Origin of the sequence: Arthrobacter sp. FW305-BF8 (genome assembly GCF_021789315.1) — a bacterium.
Classification (GTDB): Bacteria; Actinomycetota; Actinomycetes; order Actinomycetales; family Micrococcaceae; genus Arthrobacter.
This window is the reverse complement of the sequence record NZ_CP084561.1, coordinates 1,808,719-1,827,397: the sequence shown is the minus strand read 5'-3', so window position 1 is coordinate 1,827,397 and position 18,679 is coordinate 1,808,719. Positions and strand designations below refer to the sequence as shown.

The following is an 18,679-nucleotide window of genomic DNA, read 5'->3' as shown; positions in this document are numbered from 1 at the left end:
GGCGGTCACTGTCCGATCTCCGTACGCACGGCGAACAGCTCCGGGAAGAACGTCAGCTCAAGGGCCTTTTGCAGGAACGCCGCTCCCGTGGAGCCGCCGGTGCCTGTCTTCATGCCGATTGTGCGCTGTACGGTGCGCAGGTGGCGGAACCGCCACAGCTGGAAGTTGTCCTCCAGGTCAACGAGTTCCTCACAGGCCTCGTACGCTCCCCAGTTCTGCGCGGCGTTCTCGTAGATGTGCTTGAAGAGAGGCACCAGCCCCGGCTCAAACTCGTGCGCCCGGGTCACATCCCTGTTGAGCACCTCCGCGGGAACATCGAAGCCCTGGCGGTCCAGGTAGGCGAGGAATTCGTCGTAGATGCTTGGCGCGTGCAGGACTTGGGTCAACAGGGCGTGGGCTTCGGGATCGGATTCGAAGACGGGAAGCATCTTCCTGTTCTTGTTGCCCAGCACGAACTCCACGGCACGGTACTGGCTGGACTGGAAGCCCGAAGAATTGCCCAGGAACCCGCGGAATTCCGCATACTCGGTGGGTGTCAGCGTGGCCAGGACGGACCACTGTTCAGTGAGGGTCTTCTGGATGTGCTTGACCCGCGCGATGCCCTTCAGTGCCGAACCGAGATCATCGGAACGCAGCCACTGGGCGGCACTGCGAAGCTCGTGGAGCACCAGCTTCAGCCACAGCTCCGTGGTCTGGTGCTGGATGATGAAGAGCAATTCGTCATGGTGTTCCGGGACGCTGACGGGCTGCTGGGCGCTGAGCAGCGTGGGCAGCTGAAGGTAGGACGCGTAACTCATGCGGGAACTGAAATCGCGGACAATGCCCTTGTCCAGTTTCCTGGTGTTCTTCTCTACGGTCACAGCGTCGCCTTCCTTGCCAATACTGTGTGATGCGGGACTGTGTGTTGCAGGCCCCGGGGTGCAAGCGGCTCAGCGCTTGAGCAGGATGTCGTGCGTCTGCAGGACGTCCTGGCGCATCTGCTCCACGAGGGCTTCAGGCCCACGGTATGCCACCATGCCGCGCAGCCTGGCCACGAACTCCACAACTACTGTCTGGCCGTAGAGATCGAAGTCCTCGATGCGTTCTTCGGGCCTGTCGATGACGTGCGCCTCCACCTGGCGGCTCACGCCGTCGAAAGTGGGGTTGGAGCCAACGGAGATGGCGGCAGGCCAGCGCGTCCCCGCCTCGTCCACGAGCCAGCCCGCGTAGATGCCGTCCGCCGGAATCAGGCCGCTTGCGTCGCTGGAGAGGTTGGCAGTGGGGAAACCGAGGTCCCGGCCGCGCGCGGCTCCGTGGACTACCTCGCCCCGCATCCGGTGCGCCCGGCCCAGTACCGCGGCGGCGGTGCCGACGTCGCCCTCCCGGAGGGCTTCGCGCACCCAGGTGGAGGAACAGCGGCGGTCCGTCCCGCCGTCGTCATGCAACGGGAAGCCTTCCGAACCGAACTCGCTGATCACCAGCACCTCGAAGCCGAACTTCTCCCCCAGATCCTGCATGGTGTTCAGGTCCCCGGAGTTGCCCTTGCCGAAGCGGGTGTCATGGCCGATGACGACGTGGCTGGCATGGAGGCTGTCCACCAGGACAGAGCCGACGAACTCTTCCGGGGTAAGGCTGGCGAGCTCCAGGGAATACTTCATGACCAGAACGGCGTCCAGTCCAAGCTCGCCGAGGGCCTGGAGTTTGTCCTGCAGGCCCATGATCAGCTCGGGCGCGCTTTCGGGCCGATGGACCAGGGCAGGGTGGGGGTCGAACGTCACCGCAACCGACTTGGCGTTGTTCAGCCGCGCGGTCCTGATGAGCTGTGACAGCACCTGCTGGTGGCCGCGGTGGACGCCGTCGAAATTGCCGATAGTGACAACGGAAGGACCAAAGTCGTCGGGGACCTCGGTCGGATCGTTCCAGATGTGGACCATCAACCTCGCCTTTTACTGCCTGCCAGAACTTGCTTCCGGCGCGCCAGGGCCGGAACTCTCTAAGGTTACCCGCAATCCCCGGCGGTCACGGACGCCCCGGGGTGCGGCGCGGCAGGTCGCCTGGTGAACCGCGCTGGGGGCAGCCCGGTGGCCTACCGTCTTGCAGGTACGCCCCGCTAGGATGCAAAGGCAGCGGCTCAGGCAGCACTGCCCTGAGCCTTCGAGTTTCATTCGCGTTTTAACCGCACTGAGCGCCTGCGAGACAAGCGGGCGGGAAGGAGCCACGCCATGAGCGACATCCAGGAGTTGCTAGGACAGATCCCTGTCCAGCAGATCGCCACCCTGCTGGGGACAGATACGGCGTCCGCCCAGGCTGCCGTGGAAGCCGCCGTGCCGACGCTGCTTGCCGGAATGCAGAACAACGTCCAGGCGCCGGATGGCGCCGCTGCGCTGGAGTCCGAGCTGGCCAGGCACCGGAACGGGCTGGCCGACGGAGGCGTGGACCCATCGCAGGTGGACACCCAGGACGGCGAAAAGATCGTTGGCCATGTCTTCGGCGGCCAGCAGGACCAGGTGGCCAGTCAGTTGGCGGGCACAGCGAACCTCGGCGGAGTCGGCGGCGACCTCGTCCGCAAGCTGCTGCCGATCCTCGCCCCGATCGTCATGTCCTACCTGGCCAAGAAGGTCCTGGGCGGCGGGCAGGGTTCCGGCGCACAGCCCTCCCCTGCCGGTGGTGGCGGAATCGACCTGGGCAGCATCCTCGGGGGAATCCTGGGCGGCAGCCTCGGCGGTCTTGGTTCCGGCGGGCAAGGCACCGGTGGACAGGGTTCGGGCGGCCTTGGCGATATCCTGGGCGGCATTCTTGGCGGCGGCTCGCAGCCGCAGCAGGCTCCGCTGACGGAGCAGGACCAGGAACCACCCGCGCAATCCGGCCGTGCGCAGACGAACGGTTCAGGGCAGCTGAACGATTCAGGGCCGGCGAACGATTCGGCGGCACCCTCGCACCGGTCGGTGACGCCCGGCGAGCTGATCGAGGTGGACCTGCCGGACGAGAACCGCTAGATCCGGGCGGCAGGGGCGGCAGGCCGCCGTCGGTAAAGCCAGATCAGGCCCAGTATGGGCAGGATGAAGGGAACGAAGGCGTAGCCGCGGCCGAACGCGGACCACACGGTTTCGTGCGGGAACTGCACGGGGTCGAACAGGCTCAGCGCCCCCACGACAATCACGCCGACCAGTTCCACCAGGACGGCGACCAGGGAAACCTTGAACCAGGTGCGGCCGGCCTTGGCCAGCGACACCGTGGCTACCACGTAGACGACGGCGGCGAAGGCGGAGAGCAGGTAGGCAAGCGGGGCTTCGGAGAACTTGGTGAGGATCTGGTAGCCGGCCCGGGCGGTGGCCGAAATGGCAAAGATGGCGTAGACGGCGATGAGTAGCCGGCCGGGACCGGTGTTCCTCGTGTCCGTGGGGCGCTTGCCGGTGTGTTCGGACGTATGAGCCACGTTGCGTGCTTCTTCCACTTCAGTACCAGATTTGATTCATGCGGGCGGCCATGACGAGGGCGGTAACGCCGACGGCGGCCAGGACAAAGTTGCTCCAGCGGGTCCGTTCCAGGATGGACCAGTACACCGCGGCTACCGGCAGCAGCAGCGCGGTGGCGAGGTAGCCCCAGAATTCCCAGGCTTCTCCCGCGATCTGCTCCCCCGCGATGACCCGCACTACCGAGCCCACGAGGTAGACCAGCAGGGCCAGTTCGACGGCGGCCACCGAAAGGATGGTGATGTCGTTCGGGGCCTTCTTCATGATGCCCGCCGCCACGCAGATGAGCGTGGACAGGAGGCCGACGCCCAGGATGATGTAGAAATACGCGTCCAACGTCAGGCCAACCCGCCGCCGTCGGCACGGGAACCGTTCGGAACGCCGGCGTCGGCGCCTGAACTGCCGGAGCCCCCGGAACTGTTGGCGCCGCCGGAAGTGTTGGACCCGCCGGGTCCGGTGCCCGGGGCGAAGACCAGCACTGGTTTGGCGAAGCTTCCGCTGTCCGCGAGCAGCGCCACCAGCGATCCGTCTGGCGCGAACGCGGCTGCGGGCTTTTCCGCTGTCGCGGCGGCCGGTGTGCCTGCGGCGGCTCCGGCCGCGATGCGCCGGCCGAAGGAAATCTCGGTGGTTTCGTCGGCGCTCAGCTCCCTGTTGGGCATGAGCGCCCTGGCAGCCTGCGACATTTCGAGGATTTCGAGGTCTTCCGCGAGCTGCTCGAGGGTGCGTGCCTGGTCCAGCGAGTAGGGGCCCACATTGGTCCGGCGCAATGAGGTCAGGTGCCCGCCGACGCCGAGGGAGCTGCCGAGGTCCCGGGCCAGGGCACGGATGTACGTACCCGAGGAGCATTCCACCGTCACGTCGACGTCCACGACTTCCGTGTCATGTCCGGCAGCCTGCTCCCGGCGGATTCCGTGAATGTCGAAACGGTGGATGGTGACCGGCCGGGCAGCCAGCTGGACGTCTTCCCCGGAACGGACGCGGGCGTAGGAGCGTTCACCGTTGACCTTAATGGCGCTGACGCTGCTGGGCACCTGCTGGATCTCCCCTGTCAGGGACTCCACACCGGAGCGGATGGCATCCTCGGTCACGGAGGCGGCGCTCGCCCGGCTGACAACTTCGCCTTCGGCGTCGTCGGTAATGGTGGATTCCCCTAGCCGGATGGTGGCCGTATAGGTCTTTGACGTGCCCACGATGTACGTGAGGAGCCGTGTGGCCTTGTTGATACCGAGCACCAGCACGCCTGTGGCCATGGGATCCAGCGTTCCCGCGTGGCCCACTTTCCGGGTACCGGCTATCCTCCGCATCCGTCCAACCACATCGTGGCTGGTCCATCCCTGCGGCTTGTCCACTATTACCAGTCCAGAAAGCACGCCTATCAGTATATCGGGCACGTGGCAGGGGTATTGGGACGTATCGGTGGCGCTGCCGGAGCCGGCGCTAGGATGGCAGTCATGCCCGAGCTTTCCGCGCACATACGCGACGTCCCCGTCAACCAAATCCGCGAGATCACCGAGGCGGCGTGGCGCACACCTGGAGCGCTGATCCTGAGCATCGGGGAGCCCGGGTTCCCGCTCCCCCGCCATGTCCTGGATGCCGGAATAGCTTGCCTGGACCGCGACGAAACCAACTACACCCCCAACGCCGGCATCCCGTCTCTCCGGGAGGCTTTCGCCGCCAGGTTCCGCGAACAGTCCGGCGTAGACATCGGGGCAGACCGCGTATACGTGGTCGACGGCGCCCAGCAGGGCCTGCACTTCGCTATGAGCCTGCTGCTCGCCCCCGGCGACGAAATCCTGATTCCCAATCCCGGCTATCCCACGTTTGCCATGACCAGCCGGCTGCTGCATGCCGTCCCCGTGGAGTATCCCCTGTACCCCGCCCATGATTTCCAGCCCCGGATCGCGGACATCGAGGCGCTCATCACGGACCGGACGCGTGTGCTGATGCTCAACTCGCCGTCGAACCCCCTGGGTGCCGTTCTCCGGGAAGATCTGACCCGGGAGCTGGTTGAACTGGCCCGCCGCCATGACCTTTGGATCATCTCGGACGAGTGCTACGAGGCCTTCACGTACGACGTCCCGCACGTTAGTCCTGCCCGGTTCGACAGCACCGACCCCGGCGAGGCGCGGGTGTTCACGTCGCTGACGTTGTCCAAGACGTATGGGCTCACAGGTCTGCGTATAGGGGCATTGATCTGCCCGCCCGGGCTGGAGCAGCGGATGAACAACGTCATGGAGGCCATCGTTTCCTGTGTGGCGTCGCCGACCCAGTACGCGGCGCTCGCCGCGTTGACCGGTCCGCAGGACTATGTATCGCAGGCCCACGCGCATTACCGCGCCAACCGCGACGCGGCGTCGGCCGTCCTGGCAGAGAAGGGCATTCCCTACCTCAGCGCGCAGGGGGCGTTCTACCTGTGGGCGGACGTCTCGCACGTGAGCGGCGGAAACGTCAGGACCTGGGTCAAGCAGTTCCTTGCCGAGGCCGGTGTCTCCTTTGCTCCGGGAACTGCCTTTGGCTCCATCGGCGAGGGATGGATCCGGATTGCGTTGTGCGGGGACCAAAGCGAGTTGGTCGAGGGCGTGGGCCGACTGCCCCGCAGGCACTCCGGGTAGCCACCATCAGTAGTCCGTGCGTTGAGCGTTGTTGCGCCAGGCATCGAACGGGGCGCCCGACGTCGGAACCTGGGTCTGGCTGACCGGCAGCAATTCGGGCCGTGTGCCGCCGAAGTATTCGTAGAAGACGGCGTCGTCGAATCCCGCGGCGGCTGCTCCGTGCCGGTCCGCGGCGAAGTACACGCGGTCGATCCGTCCCCAGAGCGCCGCCGCAAGGCACAGCGGGCAGGGCTCGCAGCTGGCGTACAGGACAGCGCCACTGAGGTCAAAGTTCCGGGTCTCCTTGGCGGCGGTCCGAATTGCCACCACCTCGGCATGGGCGGTGGGATCGTTGTCCCGGGTGACCCGGTTGACCCCTTCGTGAACGGTGCCGTCGGCTGTTACCACGATCGCACCGAAGGGCCCGCCGCCCGCGGCGACGTTCCGTTGGGCCAAGGCTACGGCTTCAGTCAGGTATTCGGTCACGTCTGCAGCTGAGGGGTGGGCGCGCATGGTCTGATCATAGCCAGCCTGATGGTGCTGCGGGACTGCCAGCTCACGTTCATTCCCGTTGGGGTCGTGAGTGGAAGTAGTTGTTGCGGCGGGGTTTTCGGTGGGGGTCGAGTTCTGGTGGGGGTTTGAACCAGGGCACCTCGTTGGTGACTTCGATGCTCCAGTGACCCTTCTATGGTTGGTCAAGTGCGGCACGGGTTCGGTTTTGGTGCGTTGAGTGTTCGGTAGACCCGGCGGGCAAGATAGCGTTTCACGCACCGGCGGACTTCCTTTTTGGTCCGCCCTTCAGCTCGTCGTTTCTCGACGTATTCGACGGTTTCGGCGTCGAAAGTCATCCTGCTGACAGCGGCCATGTGCAGGGCTTTGTTCAGGGTTCTATCGCCGCCACGGTTGAGTCGGTGTCGGACGGTGTTGCCAGAAGAGGCCGGGATTGGGCTGACCCCGGCCAAGGCGGCGAAGGCGGCCTCGGAATGTACCCGCCCTTGGTGGGACCACGCGGTAAGGCATACGGCGGCTGTGACGGGACCGAAGCCGGTTTCCTGCAGTAATGGCGCAGCTTCGCTTATTTCGACCAGTTCGGTGATCTGATAGATGTTGGTCTTGATGTCGGCGTCGAGCTCGCTGATGTGTTTGGCCAACCGGACTGCTTCGAGGCGGGCAACAGACAGTGCTAGGGGTTCTTCACGGGCACGCCAGCGTGACACCTCTGTGATTTGGGCGCCCGTCAGGGTTTTACGGGCGTCAAGACCAAGGTCGTTCGTTCGGAGAAGCGCAGTTAGGCCGTTCACGGCGCGGGTGCGGTCGGTGGTCATGGATTCTCGCGCGCAGACCAGGACTCGCAAGGCTGCGCGGACCCCTTCATTCAGCCGCGGCTGGCGTAGCTGCTGCTGGTCCAGCGGGAGGACGGCACCGGCGATCCGGTGCGCGTCCAGCGGATCGGACTTGCCCACTCCGCGTCGGTCCCGGGCATCCATGCGCGCAGCTTCGGCCACGCGGTAGCCGGCCGCACCGACGGCACCGGTAAGCAGGGCGCCATAGGAAGCAGCGCCCTCAACCACCCATAGGGTCGCCAGGTCGGCGCCGGTGCGGCGCGCCACCCAAGCGATGGCCCGGTTGATGCCGGCACAGGTGGTTGGAAAATCCCGGGTCTCGAGCAGTTCGCCGGTCGGGGCGGCGATGATCGCGTAAACATGGTTCTTGGCGTGTGTGTCGACGCCTACGACAAATGGGTGGGAATGCGCAACGATAGACATAGCGGTTCGGGCATCTTCCTCATCTTCGCGAATATGGTCAGGGCCGCGTTCGGCCGGTACCAGTCCGGGTAGAGGTCACTTCGGAACAGCACTGTGACGAGTCACGCCCAGCCATTTGGGGCGGACAACCTTCTGATCAAGTTACCGAGGTGGGCCGGGCCAGGTACCGGTCGCTCTACCCCGCGGACGGACGAGTCAATGGAAGGGCGCCCGCACTGGGGCCAGTTCTTTGTTGAGTCACGGCCACGGGGTGGAGCGGCCAGTACCTACTCTGCCAGCCAGTCCCGGACTAGCCACTCCAATCCTCACAGTTCTTTGTGGATTAGATGGTGGTGATGGCTGCAGAGCAGGACGCCGTTGCCGGTGCTGGTGGTTCCGCCGCGGGACCAGTAGGTGATGTGGTGGGCTTCGCACCACGCGGCGGGGATGGTGCAGCCGGGGAACGCGCAGCCCTGGTCCCGGGCCATGATGGCCTTGCGGATGTGGGGCGGGAAGACGCGTGAGGCGCGCCCGATGTCCAGGATCCTGCCTTGGGAGCCGAGGAGACGGGGATGATGTCGGCGTCGCAGGCGATTTTGCGGATCGTGGCCGGGTTCACCGGCCCGCCGAACGCGAACAATGCCGTGCCTTGGTTGGATCGGCCGGTGTTGGTCCGGCCGCTGTTGGTCCGGCCGGCGGTAGCGGGCTGGGGAGCCTGAGCGCTCTGGCCCCATTGAGCGCTCTGGGCCCGTTGTGCGTTTTGGTCCCATTGTGCGTCTTGCCGGTGTTGGAGGTCGGCGAGGAGGTCGCGGTAGTTGATGGTGGCCAGGATCTGGGGCCGGTGGCCGCCGTTCGCCGGCAGGGTGTCGGTGGTGAGCACAGTTTGCAACGCGCCGACGAGCCCGTCGAGCCGCTTCTGCCCCTGTGACCGGTGATCCAGGGAGACCTCCGGCGGACCCGCGGTGTCCCACCCTGCGAGGCTGTCCGGTTCAGCGTTCCCGTCACTACTGCTTCCGTCGTCGCTGGTCCCGTCGGTCCCAGTGCCGTGGCCGGGTGCCGGGGTGCGGGGGTTGGTGGCGGTGTTCATGACGGTGGTGATGGTTTCGAACTGTTCGGCGGTGGCGAAGATTTCCAGGTGCTGCAGGCCGTGTTTGGGACGGCGGATGAAGGCGCCCTGGATTTGCCGGAGGGCCGCTTCGGAGGGTTCGGTCCCGTCCTGGTCGATGGCCTCGGCCCAGTGTTTGGCGACGCGGGTGATGAAGTCGGCGTCGTTCTCGACGGCGGCCAGGGTCAGGTCGTGTTCCATCGCGGCGGTATGGTCCGGGGTGGTGAAATGCCGTGCCCGGTCCAGGGCCAGAGTGATGGTGGTCGCCGCGCGGGAGCTGATCTGGGCGCCGCCGACCGCGGCCGCGAGCTCCTCATACCTCGGGGGGAGCTGCTGCCCGCCGAAACCGGTCCTGGGCAGGACGGCGTCGGCCAGTCCGATCCGGCGGCGGGCTTCCGCGGAGCTGATCCGCAGCCTGTCCCGAAGGAACTCGACGCTGTTCCGGGACCCGTCATCCCCAGGCAAAGTATCAGGCTCCGGGACGGCGACGAGGGGTGATGCCGCGGCGGTGAGCGCAGCGGTGCGGGAACGGTCCACCGCCCCCGCGGCGACCACCTGCAGGCGCTCCACCCGCCGGGAGAGCTGCTCGAGCCGGTCCGCGAGATCCGCGGCCTGCCCGAAACCCCACAACGCAGCGTCCTCGGCAGTGATCGCGTCCGGTTCCAGCAAAGCCAAGGCCTGATCAACCACGTCCCCCTCGAGGACGCGGGCGCCACCGTCAACAGGAACGCTTTGTAGGGCGTTGGCACCAACGGAAACCGGTTCAGAAGCCAACCCGCCGGCACCCGGCCCTAAGGCCCGGTGTTCGGTGAATCCCCCAACGGCTTCCATAGAAACAGTCTGACGAGGGGGTCTGACATTATTAGCCCCGCCGGCGATGTCAGTGAGCGCAGGCAAACGTCCGCCGTCGTTCTTCCGGACGGAAGCCAACCCGCCGGCACCCGGCCCCAAGGCCCGGTGATCGGTGAATCCCCCAACGGCTTCCATAGAAACAGTCTGATAAGGGGGTACGACATTATTAGCCCGTCCGCAGGCTCCCCAGAAACTCTTTCACCGGTCCAAGCAAGCTCCGGCCCATCGACAAGCCGCGAAGGCCGGGCTTAAAATACGCGCGTCGGGGGACCCGATTTTCGGACCTTATATCGGTCTCAATGTTCTGGATACGCAGGATTGACATTGGAGACGGTATGGAAAAGCAACGAGCGCTCTTGGCGGCTGTCGCGGCTGCCTCACTCCTCTTGTCTGCATCGCCGGCGGGCCACGCAGCCCCGGCAGGTAAAGCAGCAGAAAGCCAGTCCGCGCCGACCGTGCTCACAAAAGGCCTGCTTAGCCCGCTTCACCTCAGCGACGGACCGGACGGTTCCGTTCTGGTTAGCGAGGAATTCGCGGGCAAGCTGACGAAAGTTGCCCGCGACGGCAGCAAGTCGATGGTTTACCGGAACGCAGCCTGGGACGTGGCCGGCAGTGACCGGGGCGGCCGCACCATCTACCTGGCCGAGAGCCAGGGCGCCGGCCCCATGGATCCCAGGCCGCTGGCCGGACACCTCAGAAGCATAGGCGCCGACGGCAAGCACCGCACCTTCGGCGACCTCGCTGCCCTTGAGGTGAAACACAACGCGGACGGCGGCACGAGCTACGGCTTCAACGACCTTCCGGCCGCGTGCGCTAAGCAGCTGCCGAAGGATGTGGAGGTCTCCTACAAGGGGCACATCGATTCCCATCCGTATGGGATCGAGGTTTACGGGAACACCATCTACGTTGCCGACGCCGGAGCCAATAGCATCGTGTCGGTCGACGTGAAATCAGGCAGGGCTGGAACTGTAGCCGTGCTGCCGCCCCGACCGCACAAATTCACCACCAAAGAAACCGCGGCTCTGAAACTTCCGGGCTGCGTCGCAGGCCATACCTACCGGTTCGAGCCCGTGCCTACCGACGTGGAGCGCGGACCAGACGGCTGGTTGTACGTCTCCGTGCTGCCCGGCGGACCGGAGGACCCGGCACTGGGTGCCCGTGGAGCGGTGTACAAGGTCAACCCCCACAACGGCCGCGTCAAGCTGTTCGCCGACGACGTGATGTCACCGACCGGCCTGGATATGGACGACGACGGGAACGTGTACGTCGCGTCCCTCTTCGGCAAGGGTGTGCTGAGGCTGTCCGCCCATTCAAGCAAGCAGACGGTAGTGCTTCCGGGAACGCTCACGGCCGACGTCGACATCAGGGGCGGCACCATCTACGCGACGGTCAACTCGCTGCCGGCACCGAACACGGCGCCGGACGGCAGAGTCGTAAAGGCCCCACTCGATGACTAGCGAAAAGTAGGGACAGGAAAAGCAAGGGGTGCGGCCGGATCGAAAGATCCGACCGCACCCCTTCAGTGCATGATGGCATGGGCTCTGCGGCGCAGAACCGGCACCTTTAGTGGTTCCGGTCCTCGTCGATTGCCTCGTCGTCCGCCAGATCGAGGTCCTCTTCGTCGAAGTCGTCTTCGTCGATTTCCACGTCCGGCTGCGCGTCGCTCTTGTACGGGTCGGCTTCGCCCGCGTGCTTGGCGTTCCGGGCCAGCTCGGCAACCTCGGCATCGCGTTGCTTAGCGGTCCGGAGCAGTTCTTCGAGGTTGGACGCGTTCACGGGGATCTGGTCGGCGACGAACTCAAGCGTGGGAGTCAGCCGGGCGGTGATGTTCCGGCCAACTTCCTGCCGGAGCACGCCCTTGGCCTTCTCCAGCCCCTTGGCCGCGTCAGCCTGCACGGCCTGGTCGCCAAACACGGTGTAGTAGACGGTGGCATGCTGCAGGTCATTGGTCACACGGGCATCGGTGACAGTGATGCCCTCAAGCCGAGGATCCTTCACCTTCCGGCCCAAAGCCTCAGCAACAACAACCTTAATCCGCTGCGCCATCTTGGCAGCGCGTGCCGGATCAGCCATTTTTACTCCTAAATATTAAGTACGACGGCGCGACGGCAGCTTGGCATTTTGAGTTGCCTTTGCTGCCACGCACCTGAGGTGAGCCTAAGACGATGCCGGAGAGTTTTGGGGGCGCCTGGGAGTGGCATCGGGCCTGCCGGAGCTGGGCGGCTCGGGATCGAAGATCCCAAGCCGCCCAGCGTAGGGGCGGGGCGCCCCCAAAACTCGGAGGCTCCCGGGCGATGTCGGCGCTGGGCGAACAAGGCAGGGCCGCCGGAAAGATTCCAGCGACCCCACCCGTGAAACCGCCTTAGACGCGCGGCTTCTCGCGCATCTCGAAGGTCTCGATGATGTCGCCTTCGGTGATGTCGTTGTACGAGCCCAGTCCGATACCACACTCGAAGTCCGTGCGGACCTCGGTGGCGTCGTCCTTGAAGCGCTTGAGCGTCTCAACCGTGAGGTTGTCGCCGATGAGCTTGCCGCCGCGGGTGATGCGGGCCTTCGAGTTGCGTCGGATGGTGCCCGAGCGAACGATGGAGCCTGCAATGTTGCCGAACTTGGAGGAACGGAACACTTCGCGGACCTCGGCGGTGCCCAGCTGGACCTCTTCGTACTCCGGCTTGAGCATGCCCTTGAGGGCTGCCTCAATGTCATCGATTGCTGCGTAGATGACGGAGTAGAAGCGCATGTCCACGCCTTCGCGGTCTGCCAGTTCGGCAACACGCTCGGCGGGCTTGACGTTGAAGCCGATGATGACGGCGCTGTCGACCGTTGCCAGGTTGACGTCGTTCTGCGTGATCGCACCGACACCGCGGTGGATGACGCGGAGCTGTACGCCTTCGCCGACGTCGATCTTGAGCAGCGCGTCTTCGAGGGCTTCCACGGCACCGGACACGTCACCCTTGAGGATGAGGTTGAGGGTGTCGATCTTGCCTTCGGCGACGGCCTGGTCGAAGTCTTCCAGGCTGATGCGCTTGCGGCGCTTGGCCAGGGCGGCATTGCGGTCGGCCGCTTCACGCTTTTCGGCGATCTGGCGGGCCGTGCGCTCGTCGGCGGTCACCAGGAAGGTGTCACCGGCTCGCGGCACGTTGGACAGGCCGAGGACCTGGACCGGACGGGACGGCAGTGCGACGTCGAGGGCTTCGCCATCTTCGTCGAACATGGCACGGACGCGGCCGTGGGCCGTGCCGGCCACGATCGTGTCACCGACGGCCAGGGTACCGGACTGCACCAGGACGGTGGCCACGGAACCGCGGCCCTTGTCCAGGTTCGCTTCGATGGCGATGCCTCGGGCGGCCTTGTCCGGGTTGGCCCGGAGGTCCAGCGCGGCGTCGGCGGTCAGCAGCACGGCGTCGATCAGTTCGTCGATGTTGAGGTTCTGGCGGGCAGAGACCTCAACGAACATGGTGTCGCCACCGTATTCTTCGGGAACCAGGCCGTACTCGGTGAGCTGGCCCTTGACCTTGTCCGGGTTCGCGCCTTCCTTATCAATCTTGTTCACGGCCACGACGATCGGTACGTTGGCCGCCTGGGCGTGGTTGAGGGCTTCAACGGTCTGCGGCATCACGCCGTCGTCCGCTGCCACAACCAGGATGGCGATGTCCGTGACCTTCGCACCACGGGCACGCATGGCGGTGAACGCCTCGTGGCCCGGGGTATCGATGAAGGTGATGTCGCGTTCGACGCCTTCGTGCTCGTGGCTGATCTGGTAAGCACCGATGTGCTGGGTGATGCCGCCATGCTCGCCGGCAACGACGTCGGAGTTCCGGATCGCATCCAGCAGGCGGGTCTTACCGTGGTCAACGTGACCCATCACGGTGACCACCGGCGCACGCGCCTCAAGCACTTCGTCGCCTTCTGCCTCGAGTTCGGCCTCGACGTCGATATCGAAGGCGCTGAGCAGCTCGCGCTCCTCATCCTCCGGCGAAACGACCTGCAGCTTGTAGCCGAGTTCTTCACCGAGCAGGGCGAAGGTGTCTTCGTCCAGCGACTGGGTTGCCGTGGCCATTTCACCGAGGTGGAACAGCACAGTAACCAGTGCGGCGGGGTTCGCCTCGATCTTGTCAGCGAAGTCCGTGATGGACGAGCCACGGCGAAGCCGGATAACGGTGTTGCCGTCGCCGCGGGGTACGCTCACGCCACCCAGCGACGGTGCGCTCATCTGCTCAAGTTCCTGGCGCTTTGCGCGCTTCGACTTGCGCTGCTTGCCGCGCCCAGCGCCGCCCTTACCGAACGCACCCTGGGTGCCACCGCGACCGCGACCGCCCTTGCCGAAGCCACCGCCGGCCGGAGCACCGCCGCCGCCACCGGGACCGCCGGTTCCGGGAGCGCCGGGACGGCCGGGACCGCGTCCGCCGCCACCGGGACGGCCGGCACCTGCAGGTGCGGGACGCTCGGTGCGGTTAGGCATCATGCCAGGCGTGGGCCGGTTTCCACCGGCACCCGGACGGGGACCGCCGGGACGGGGGCCACCTGCGCCGGCCGCGGGACGCGGGCCGGGCGTAGCACCGGGACGCGGAGCACCGGGGCGGGGTCCGCCTGCACCGGCTGCCGGACGCGGACCGCCGGGACGCTCGCCGTCAGTGCGGCCGCCGCCGGGACGGGGCATGCCCTGGGAAGTTGCAAACGGGTTGTTGCCCGGGCGCGGCGGACGTTCGCCGTCTCCACCGCGGCCGCGGGGCATGCCCTGGGACGTGGCGAAGGGGTTGTTGCCGGGGCGGGGGCCACCGGGACGCGGAGCGCCGCCAGGACGGGACGGGGTCTCAGCCTTGGGCGCGGGACGTGCTCCCGGCTTGGCACCAGTGGAGGGCGCAGCAGGCGTCGAGGCAGCCGGAGCTGCCGGGGCGGCGGGAGCAGCCGGAGCTGCAGGCGCCTCGGCCTTGGGGGCCGGTGCGGGAGCCGGAGCCGGTGCGGGAGCAGGCGCCGCAGCCTTGGGGGCAGCGGGGCCGGGAGCCGGCGCGGGACGGGATTCCGCCGGCTTGGCCGGGGACTTGGGGGCGGCTGCGGGGGCTTCGGACTTCGAAGCGGCGGCAGCCGGGAACGCGTTGCGGAGTTTCCGCACCACGGGGGCCTCAATGGTGGAAGAGGCGGAGCGAACAAATTCGCCCAGTTCCTGCAGTTTGGTCACTGCATCTTTGGAAGTAATACCGAGCTCTTTTGCAAGCTCATGTACGCGGACCTTGGCCACATTTCTCCTGTCTCGGTCCGCACCGAGCCAGGCACGAACCGTCTACTTCTTACTGCGGGCCCCCGCTGCGGTTACAGCTGAAAGGCCCATTGCAGAGCGCAACAAAGTTGTCATCGTTACGCGCTCATCGCTGGGAACTCATCGGGTTTCCATCAGATTTCTGACCCGCTTTCAGGTTGGACGGTTGGTACTGCAGACGCCGGGACATCCGCAGCGTGCGCTCCTGCCGTTATCCGGCGTTCGACGGCGGCGGTTCCGGTTGACCCGTTGAGGGCCCTACCGAAAGCTCGCCGCTTGACCGCCAGGGCCAGGCACGCTTCGCTGGGGTGCAGCCATGCACCCCGGCCAGCCATCCGGCGTCGTTCATCCACCACGACGGCGGACGAACCGCCGGTGTCGGAGACGAGCCGGAGCAACTCTGACCGCGGCCCCTTTTTCCGGCATCCAATGCAGGTACGCTGCGGCTGATTCCCGAGTTGTTGCACGTGTGCCACTGCCGAGTATCTTCCTGCCTGTACCTATCTGCCTGCCCGGCCACCCGCCACTGCCTTTCGGCAGGACCTGCTTTGCGGCAGGAACCCGGGCGCACGAACACGCTGATGCCGGCCGCTAGGCGCGGCCACGTTCTATTCTAGCCCCTCACGGGCCCCATACCCGAAACGGGAAACCGAAACTGCCCGCCGCAGGGGCGGGCAGATCGGTCGAGGTGAGGGCTTGTGCCGGACGGTCTGACCCCTGCCCGGCGCAGCGCTAACCGCGGGGAGCGGCGGCGTCGGAGACGATATCGATGCGCCACCCCGTCAGCTTGGCGGCGAGGCGGGCGTTTTGGCCCTCCTTGCCGATGGCAAGGGAGAGCTGGTAGTCCGGCACCACGACGCGGGCCGAGCGGGTGGCCTCGTCGGTGATGGTGACTGAATTCACACGCGACGGCGACAGTGCGCTGGCGATGAAGGTGGCCGGATCCTCGCTGAAGTCAACGATGTCAATTTTTTCGTCGTTCAGTTCGGTCATGACCGCCCGCACACGCGAGCCCATTTCGCCGATGCAGGCACCCTTGGCGTTGATGCCCTGGGTGTTTGCCTTGACCGCGATCTTGGTGCGGTGCCCGGCTTCGCGGGCCAGGGCCACGATCTCCACGGAGCGGTCGGCGATCTCGGGGACCTCCAGTTCGAAAAGCTTCCGAACCAGGCCCGGGTGCGAACGCGACAGGGTGATGGACGGGCCCTTGGTCCCGCGGTGCACGTCGATGACGTACGCGCGCAGCCGGTTGCCGTGGATGTACTTCTCCCCCGGCACCTGCTCGGGCGGCGGAAGCAGGGCTTCCACAGCGCCGAGGTTGACCTGGATCATGTGGGGGTTGTTGCCCTGCTGGATCAGCCCGGCAACGAGTTCACCCTCGCGGCCCTTGAATTCGCCCAGGACGTTGTCGTCCTCAACGTCGCGCAGCCGCTGCAGGATGATCTGCCGGGCGGTGCTGGCGGCGATGCGGCCGAACCCGGCGGGCGTGTGCTCGAACTCGCCGACGGGTGCGCCGTCGTCATCGATCTCGGTGGCCCAGATGGTCACGTGGCCACTCTTGCGGTCCAGCTCCGCGCGGGCCTTCTCGAAGGCGCCCGGCGACTTGTGGTAGGCGACGAGCAGGGCCTGCTCGATCGTGGGGATGAGGAGGTCCAGCGGGATCTCGCGCTCACGCTCCAGGAGTCTCAGCGCGCTCATGTCAATATCCATCAGGCCTCCTCAGAAGGTCCATTGTGCTCAGTTTCCAGACCGGCCTCGTCGAGGCGGCTGAACTCAATTTCGACTTTTCCGCTGCGGATCTTGTCGAAAGGAAGTTTTACGGGGTCGCCCTGCCTGGGCTTCATGCCCTTTTTCACGGCGATTTCGGGAACCAGGGTCACGCCGGCGTCGTCAACGGAGCTGATCCTGCCTGTGACGTTTTCGCCCTGGATCACGTTGACCGCAACCATCCGGCCGCGGGCGCGGTGCCAGTGCCGGGGCTCGGTCAGTGGACGCCCCACGCCGGGCGATGAAACCTCAAGGTCATAGGGACGGCTGTCCGTGCTGGGGTCGCTGTCCAGGATGTCGGAGAGTTCCTTGGAGATGTCTGCGATGACGTCAAGGCTCACCCCGCCTGTCTCTTCCTGCGGCAGATCCACCACGACGTGGACCACGCGGTTGGAACCTGCGATGTGGATGGCAACATCCTCGAGGTAAAGCCGGTGCGACTGGACTGCGGGCTCCAGCAGCGCCCGGAGGCGCTCAGCCTCGGGATTGTGGACAGCCGCGGGTTCAGCCTTTCCCGCGTCGGTCCGGTCTGATGAAGTCGTGGCTTCTGCATTGCTCACGATGCCGGCCGCCTCCCGTTAGATGATGTTGTGTGTACTAGCGTAGCGATTTTCCGGGCGGCTTGGTGCACGGACTTCCCGGGGGCCGTGACAACATGGTCTGTTGTGAACGACGACAGCGGGCGAAAAAGAACGCCGGCCAGCTATCTCCGGTACGGCCTGCTGGCACTCGCCGCTTTCCTGGTGCTGAGCCTCGGTTTTGCGTTGATTCCGCGGGAATCCCCGGCACCGGCAGCTCCCCCGTTCTCCGAACAGGCACGTGCCGCCGCGCTCGCTCAAACGCTGGATCTGAGGGCGGCCAGCCAGCAGCTCGCGGATGGGTCGTCGGGCGCGCGGCGGCAGCTGTTTTCGCACACTGTGACATTGCTGACTACGCAGGCACGGGCGCTCCTCCTTCCGGGCGGCGCCACCGCCACTTCAGCGCCCGATGCAGGCGCAAAGGCCGGGGCAAAGTCAACGGCAGGGGCGCCGGGAACCGCCGGTCCGTCCTCCGCTGCATCACCGGGGACGGCACCGCCGCGCCCGGCCACGCTGCCGGCGCTGGTCGCCGCATTGTCCACGAGCGGCAAGGAACGCCTCACCCATGCAGAGAAGGCCGACGGCGGGATGGCCCGCCTGCTCGCCGCGGTAGGAACCGCCCAGCTGCTTCAGGCGACAACGCTGGCACAGGCTGCCGGCACGCCGCCGCCTGCCCTCCCGGCGCCTGCGACAACGCAGCGAAACGCGGCCACGGCGTGCCCCATCACCAGCCCCTCTGGCGAGGGTGCCCCCTCAGGCAACACCGCCGAGACAGGCGGTGCCGCCCAGCCAAAGGACAGTAACCAGTCCACCAAAACAGCGGACCCGTCTGACAGCGCCACGCTCGCCGCCGCCCTGAACCGGGTAGTCCGCACAGAAGTTGAGACCGTGTACGGCTACCAGGTAGCGCTGACGCGCCTGGCCGCGCCGGCCGCAGACCAGGCGAGGTCCCTGCTGGCTACGCATGAAACCCTGGTTGGCCAGGCCGAGGCCTACACCCGCACTCATTGCGTGTCAGTTCCTCCCCGTGAACCGGGCTACACCCTGGGCACCTCGTTCCTGCAGAAGCCGGCTGCGGGACTGGCCAGCCTTGAAGCAGGAACGCTCCCGGTCTACGGCGACCTTGTGGCCCTAAGTGAGGGTGAGACCCGGCGGTGGGCCGTCACCTCACTGGTCGCGGCTGCCCAGCGGACCACGCGCTGGGGGTCCGATCCGGGCCCCGTACCCGGCATTGTGCTGGACACCGCGCTCCTGCCGGAGCTTCCGGAATTGGCTACGCCCTCACCGCGCCAGACCGACGGCAGCGCAGCGGCAACACCTGGCGCACCCTAG

Annotated in this window: 16 protein-coding genes and 1 pseudogene; 4 read left to right on the top strand and 13 right to left on the bottom strand. The window is 66.2% G+C overall.

The features are described 5' to 3' along the window. Window positions 1–5: 5 nt before the first annotated feature. Window positions 6–860 carry a tryptophan 2,3-dioxygenase gene (gene kynA, locus LFT45_RS08125; RefSeq protein WP_236807863.1) on the bottom strand — a complete coding sequence of 285 codons (855 nt, stop codon included), beginning with the start codon at window positions 858–860 and terminating at the stop codon, window positions 6–8. 69 nt (window positions 861–929) lie between these two features. Next, a complete protein-coding gene (locus LFT45_RS08120; RefSeq protein ID WP_236807862.1) occupies window positions 930–1,913 on the bottom strand; it encodes a bifunctional riboflavin kinase/FAD synthetase in 984 nt (327 codons plus the stop codon). Window positions 1,914–2,201: 288 nt separating this feature from the next. Here LFT45_RS08120 and LFT45_RS08115 point away from each other — a divergent pair, with 288 nt between their 5' ends. Next, window positions 2,202–2,975, top strand: a complete 774-nt coding sequence (locus LFT45_RS08115; protein ID WP_236807861.1) for a DUF937 domain-containing protein — start codon at window positions 2,202–2,204, stop codon at window positions 2,973–2,975. On the opposite strand, the gene LFT45_RS08110 is transcribed toward LFT45_RS08115, so the two are convergent. Genes LFT45_RS08110 through truB form a run of 3 tightly spaced genes read right to left on the bottom strand, consistent with a single transcriptional unit; the run spans window position 2,972 to window position 4,822 of the window. After that, window positions 2,972–3,433, bottom strand: a complete 462-nt coding sequence (locus LFT45_RS08110) for a hypothetical protein (protein WP_442863607.1) — start codon at window positions 3,431–3,433, stop codon at window positions 2,972–2,974. The genes LFT45_RS08115 and LFT45_RS08110 overlap by 4 nt on opposite strands. 1 nt (window position 3,434) lies before the next feature. Then, entirely contained in the window at window positions 3,435–3,788 is a 354-nt protein-coding gene (locus tag LFT45_RS08105) for a hypothetical protein (protein WP_236807859.1), read from the bottom strand. Between the two features lie 2 nt (window positions 3,789–3,790). Beyond that, the gene (truB, locus tag LFT45_RS08100; RefSeq protein WP_236807858.1) at window positions 3,791–4,822 is read right to left on the bottom strand and encodes a tRNA pseudouridine(55) synthase TruB; all 1,032 of its coding nucleotides are present in this window, start codon (window positions 4,820–4,822) and stop codon (window positions 3,791–3,793) included. Window positions 4,823–4,903: 81 nt separating this feature from the next. Between truB and LFT45_RS08095 the strand changes: the two genes are divergently transcribed. Then, window positions 4,904–6,064 carry a pyridoxal phosphate-dependent aminotransferase gene (locus LFT45_RS08095; RefSeq protein WP_236807857.1) on the top strand — a complete coding sequence of 387 codons (1,161 nt, stop codon included), beginning with the start codon at window positions 4,904–4,906 and terminating at the stop codon, window positions 6,062–6,064. 6 nt (window positions 6,065–6,070) lie between these two features. Here the strand turns inward: LFT45_RS08095 and LFT45_RS08090 are convergent, their stop codons facing one another. From LFT45_RS08090 to LFT45_RS23475, 3 genes and pseudogenes are all read right to left on the bottom strand, one after another. Continuing rightward, window positions 6,071–6,556: a nucleoside deaminase gene (locus tag LFT45_RS08090; RefSeq protein WP_236807856.1), complete on the bottom strand. Its 486-nt coding sequence runs from the start codon at window positions 6,554–6,556 to the stop codon at window positions 6,071–6,073. A gap of 182 nt (window positions 6,557–6,738) precedes the next feature. Then, window positions 6,739–7,809, bottom strand: coding sequence for an IS110 family transposase (locus LFT45_RS08085; RefSeq protein ID WP_236807855.1), 1,071 nt, complete (start codon window positions 7,807–7,809; stop codon window positions 6,739–6,741). Between the two features lie 311 nt (window positions 7,810–8,120). Continuing rightward, window positions 8,121–9,538, bottom strand: a pseudogene (locus tag LFT45_RS23475) (DUF222 domain-containing protein); the annotation flags it as partial. Between the two features lie 542 nt (window positions 9,539–10,080). Between LFT45_RS23475 and LFT45_RS08070 the strand changes: the two are divergent. Beyond that, a complete protein-coding gene (locus tag LFT45_RS08070; RefSeq protein ID WP_236807853.1) occupies window positions 10,081–11,202 on the top strand; it encodes a ScyD/ScyE family protein in 1,122 nt (373 codons plus the stop codon). Between the two features lie 106 nt (window positions 11,203–11,308). Here the strand turns inward: LFT45_RS08070 and rbfA are convergent, their stop codons facing one another. The 5 genes from rbfA to rimP form a co-directional block, all read right to left on the bottom strand. Then, a complete protein-coding gene (gene rbfA / locus LFT45_RS08065; RefSeq protein ID WP_236807852.1) occupies window positions 11,309–11,818 on the bottom strand; it encodes a 30S ribosome-binding factor RbfA in 510 nt (169 codons plus the stop codon). 289 nt (window positions 11,819–12,107) lie between these two features. Further along, window positions 12,108–14,984, bottom strand: coding sequence for a translation initiation factor IF-2 (gene infB / locus LFT45_RS08060; protein WP_236807851.1), 2,877 nt, complete (start codon window positions 14,982–14,984; stop codon window positions 12,108–12,110). A 152-nt stretch (window positions 14,985–15,136) separates the two neighbouring features. Next, window positions 15,137–15,469: a YlxR family protein gene (locus LFT45_RS08055; RefSeq protein ID WP_307031735.1), complete on the bottom strand. Its 333-nt coding sequence runs from the start codon at window positions 15,467–15,469 to the stop codon at window positions 15,137–15,139. 265 nt (window positions 15,470–15,734) lie between these two features. Further along, window positions 15,735–16,712 carry a transcription termination factor NusA gene (gene nusA / locus LFT45_RS08050; protein WP_236807850.1) on the bottom strand — a complete coding sequence of 326 codons (978 nt, stop codon included), beginning with the start codon at window positions 16,710–16,712 and terminating at the stop codon, window positions 15,735–15,737. Then, window positions 16,712–17,329 (bottom strand): ribosome maturation factor RimP, encoded by a 618-nt coding sequence (gene rimP, locus LFT45_RS08045; protein WP_190606973.1) that lies wholly within the window; start codon window positions 17,327–17,329, stop codon window positions 16,712–16,714. The genes nusA and rimP overlap by 1 nt, the downstream gene beginning before the upstream one ends. Window positions 17,330–17,434: 105 nt before the next feature. Between rimP and LFT45_RS08040 the strand changes: the two genes are divergently transcribed. Next, window positions 17,435–18,679: a DUF4439 domain-containing protein gene (locus LFT45_RS08040; RefSeq protein ID WP_236807849.1), complete on the top strand. Its 1,245-nt coding sequence runs from the start codon at window positions 17,435–17,437 to the stop codon at window positions 18,677–18,679.

Excerpts from the sequence above, each read along its gene's own strand:
- LFT45_RS08120 (WP_236807862.1), bottom strand. The coding sequence starts at position 1,913 with ATGGTCCACATCTGGAACGATCCGACCGAGGTCCCCGACGACTTTGGT.
- LFT45_RS08115 (WP_236807861.1), top strand. The coding sequence starts at position 2,202 with ATGAGCGACATCCAGGAGTTGCTAGGACAGATCCCTGTCCAGCAGATC.
- LFT45_RS08095 (WP_236807857.1), top strand. The coding sequence starts at position 4,904 with ATGCCCGAGCTTTCCGCGCACATACGCGACGTCCCCGTCAACCAAATC.
- LFT45_RS08090 (WP_236807856.1), bottom strand. The coding sequence starts at position 6,556 with ATGCGCGCCCACCCCTCAGCTGCAGACGTGACCGAATACCTGACTGAA.
- LFT45_RS08085 (WP_236807855.1), bottom strand. The coding sequence starts at position 7,809 with ATGTCTATCGTTGCGCATTCCCACCCATTTGTCGTAGGCGTCGACACA.
- LFT45_RS08070 (WP_236807853.1), top strand. The coding sequence starts at position 10,081 with ATGGAAAAGCAACGAGCGCTCTTGGCGGCTGTCGCGGCTGCCTCACTC.
- rbfA (WP_236807852.1), bottom strand. The coding sequence starts at position 11,818 with ATGGCTGATCCGGCACGCGCTGCCAAGATGGCGCAGCGGATTAAGGTT.
- nusA (WP_236807850.1), bottom strand. The coding sequence starts at position 16,712 with ATGGATATTGACATGAGCGCGCTGAGACTCCTGGAGCGTGAGCGCGAG.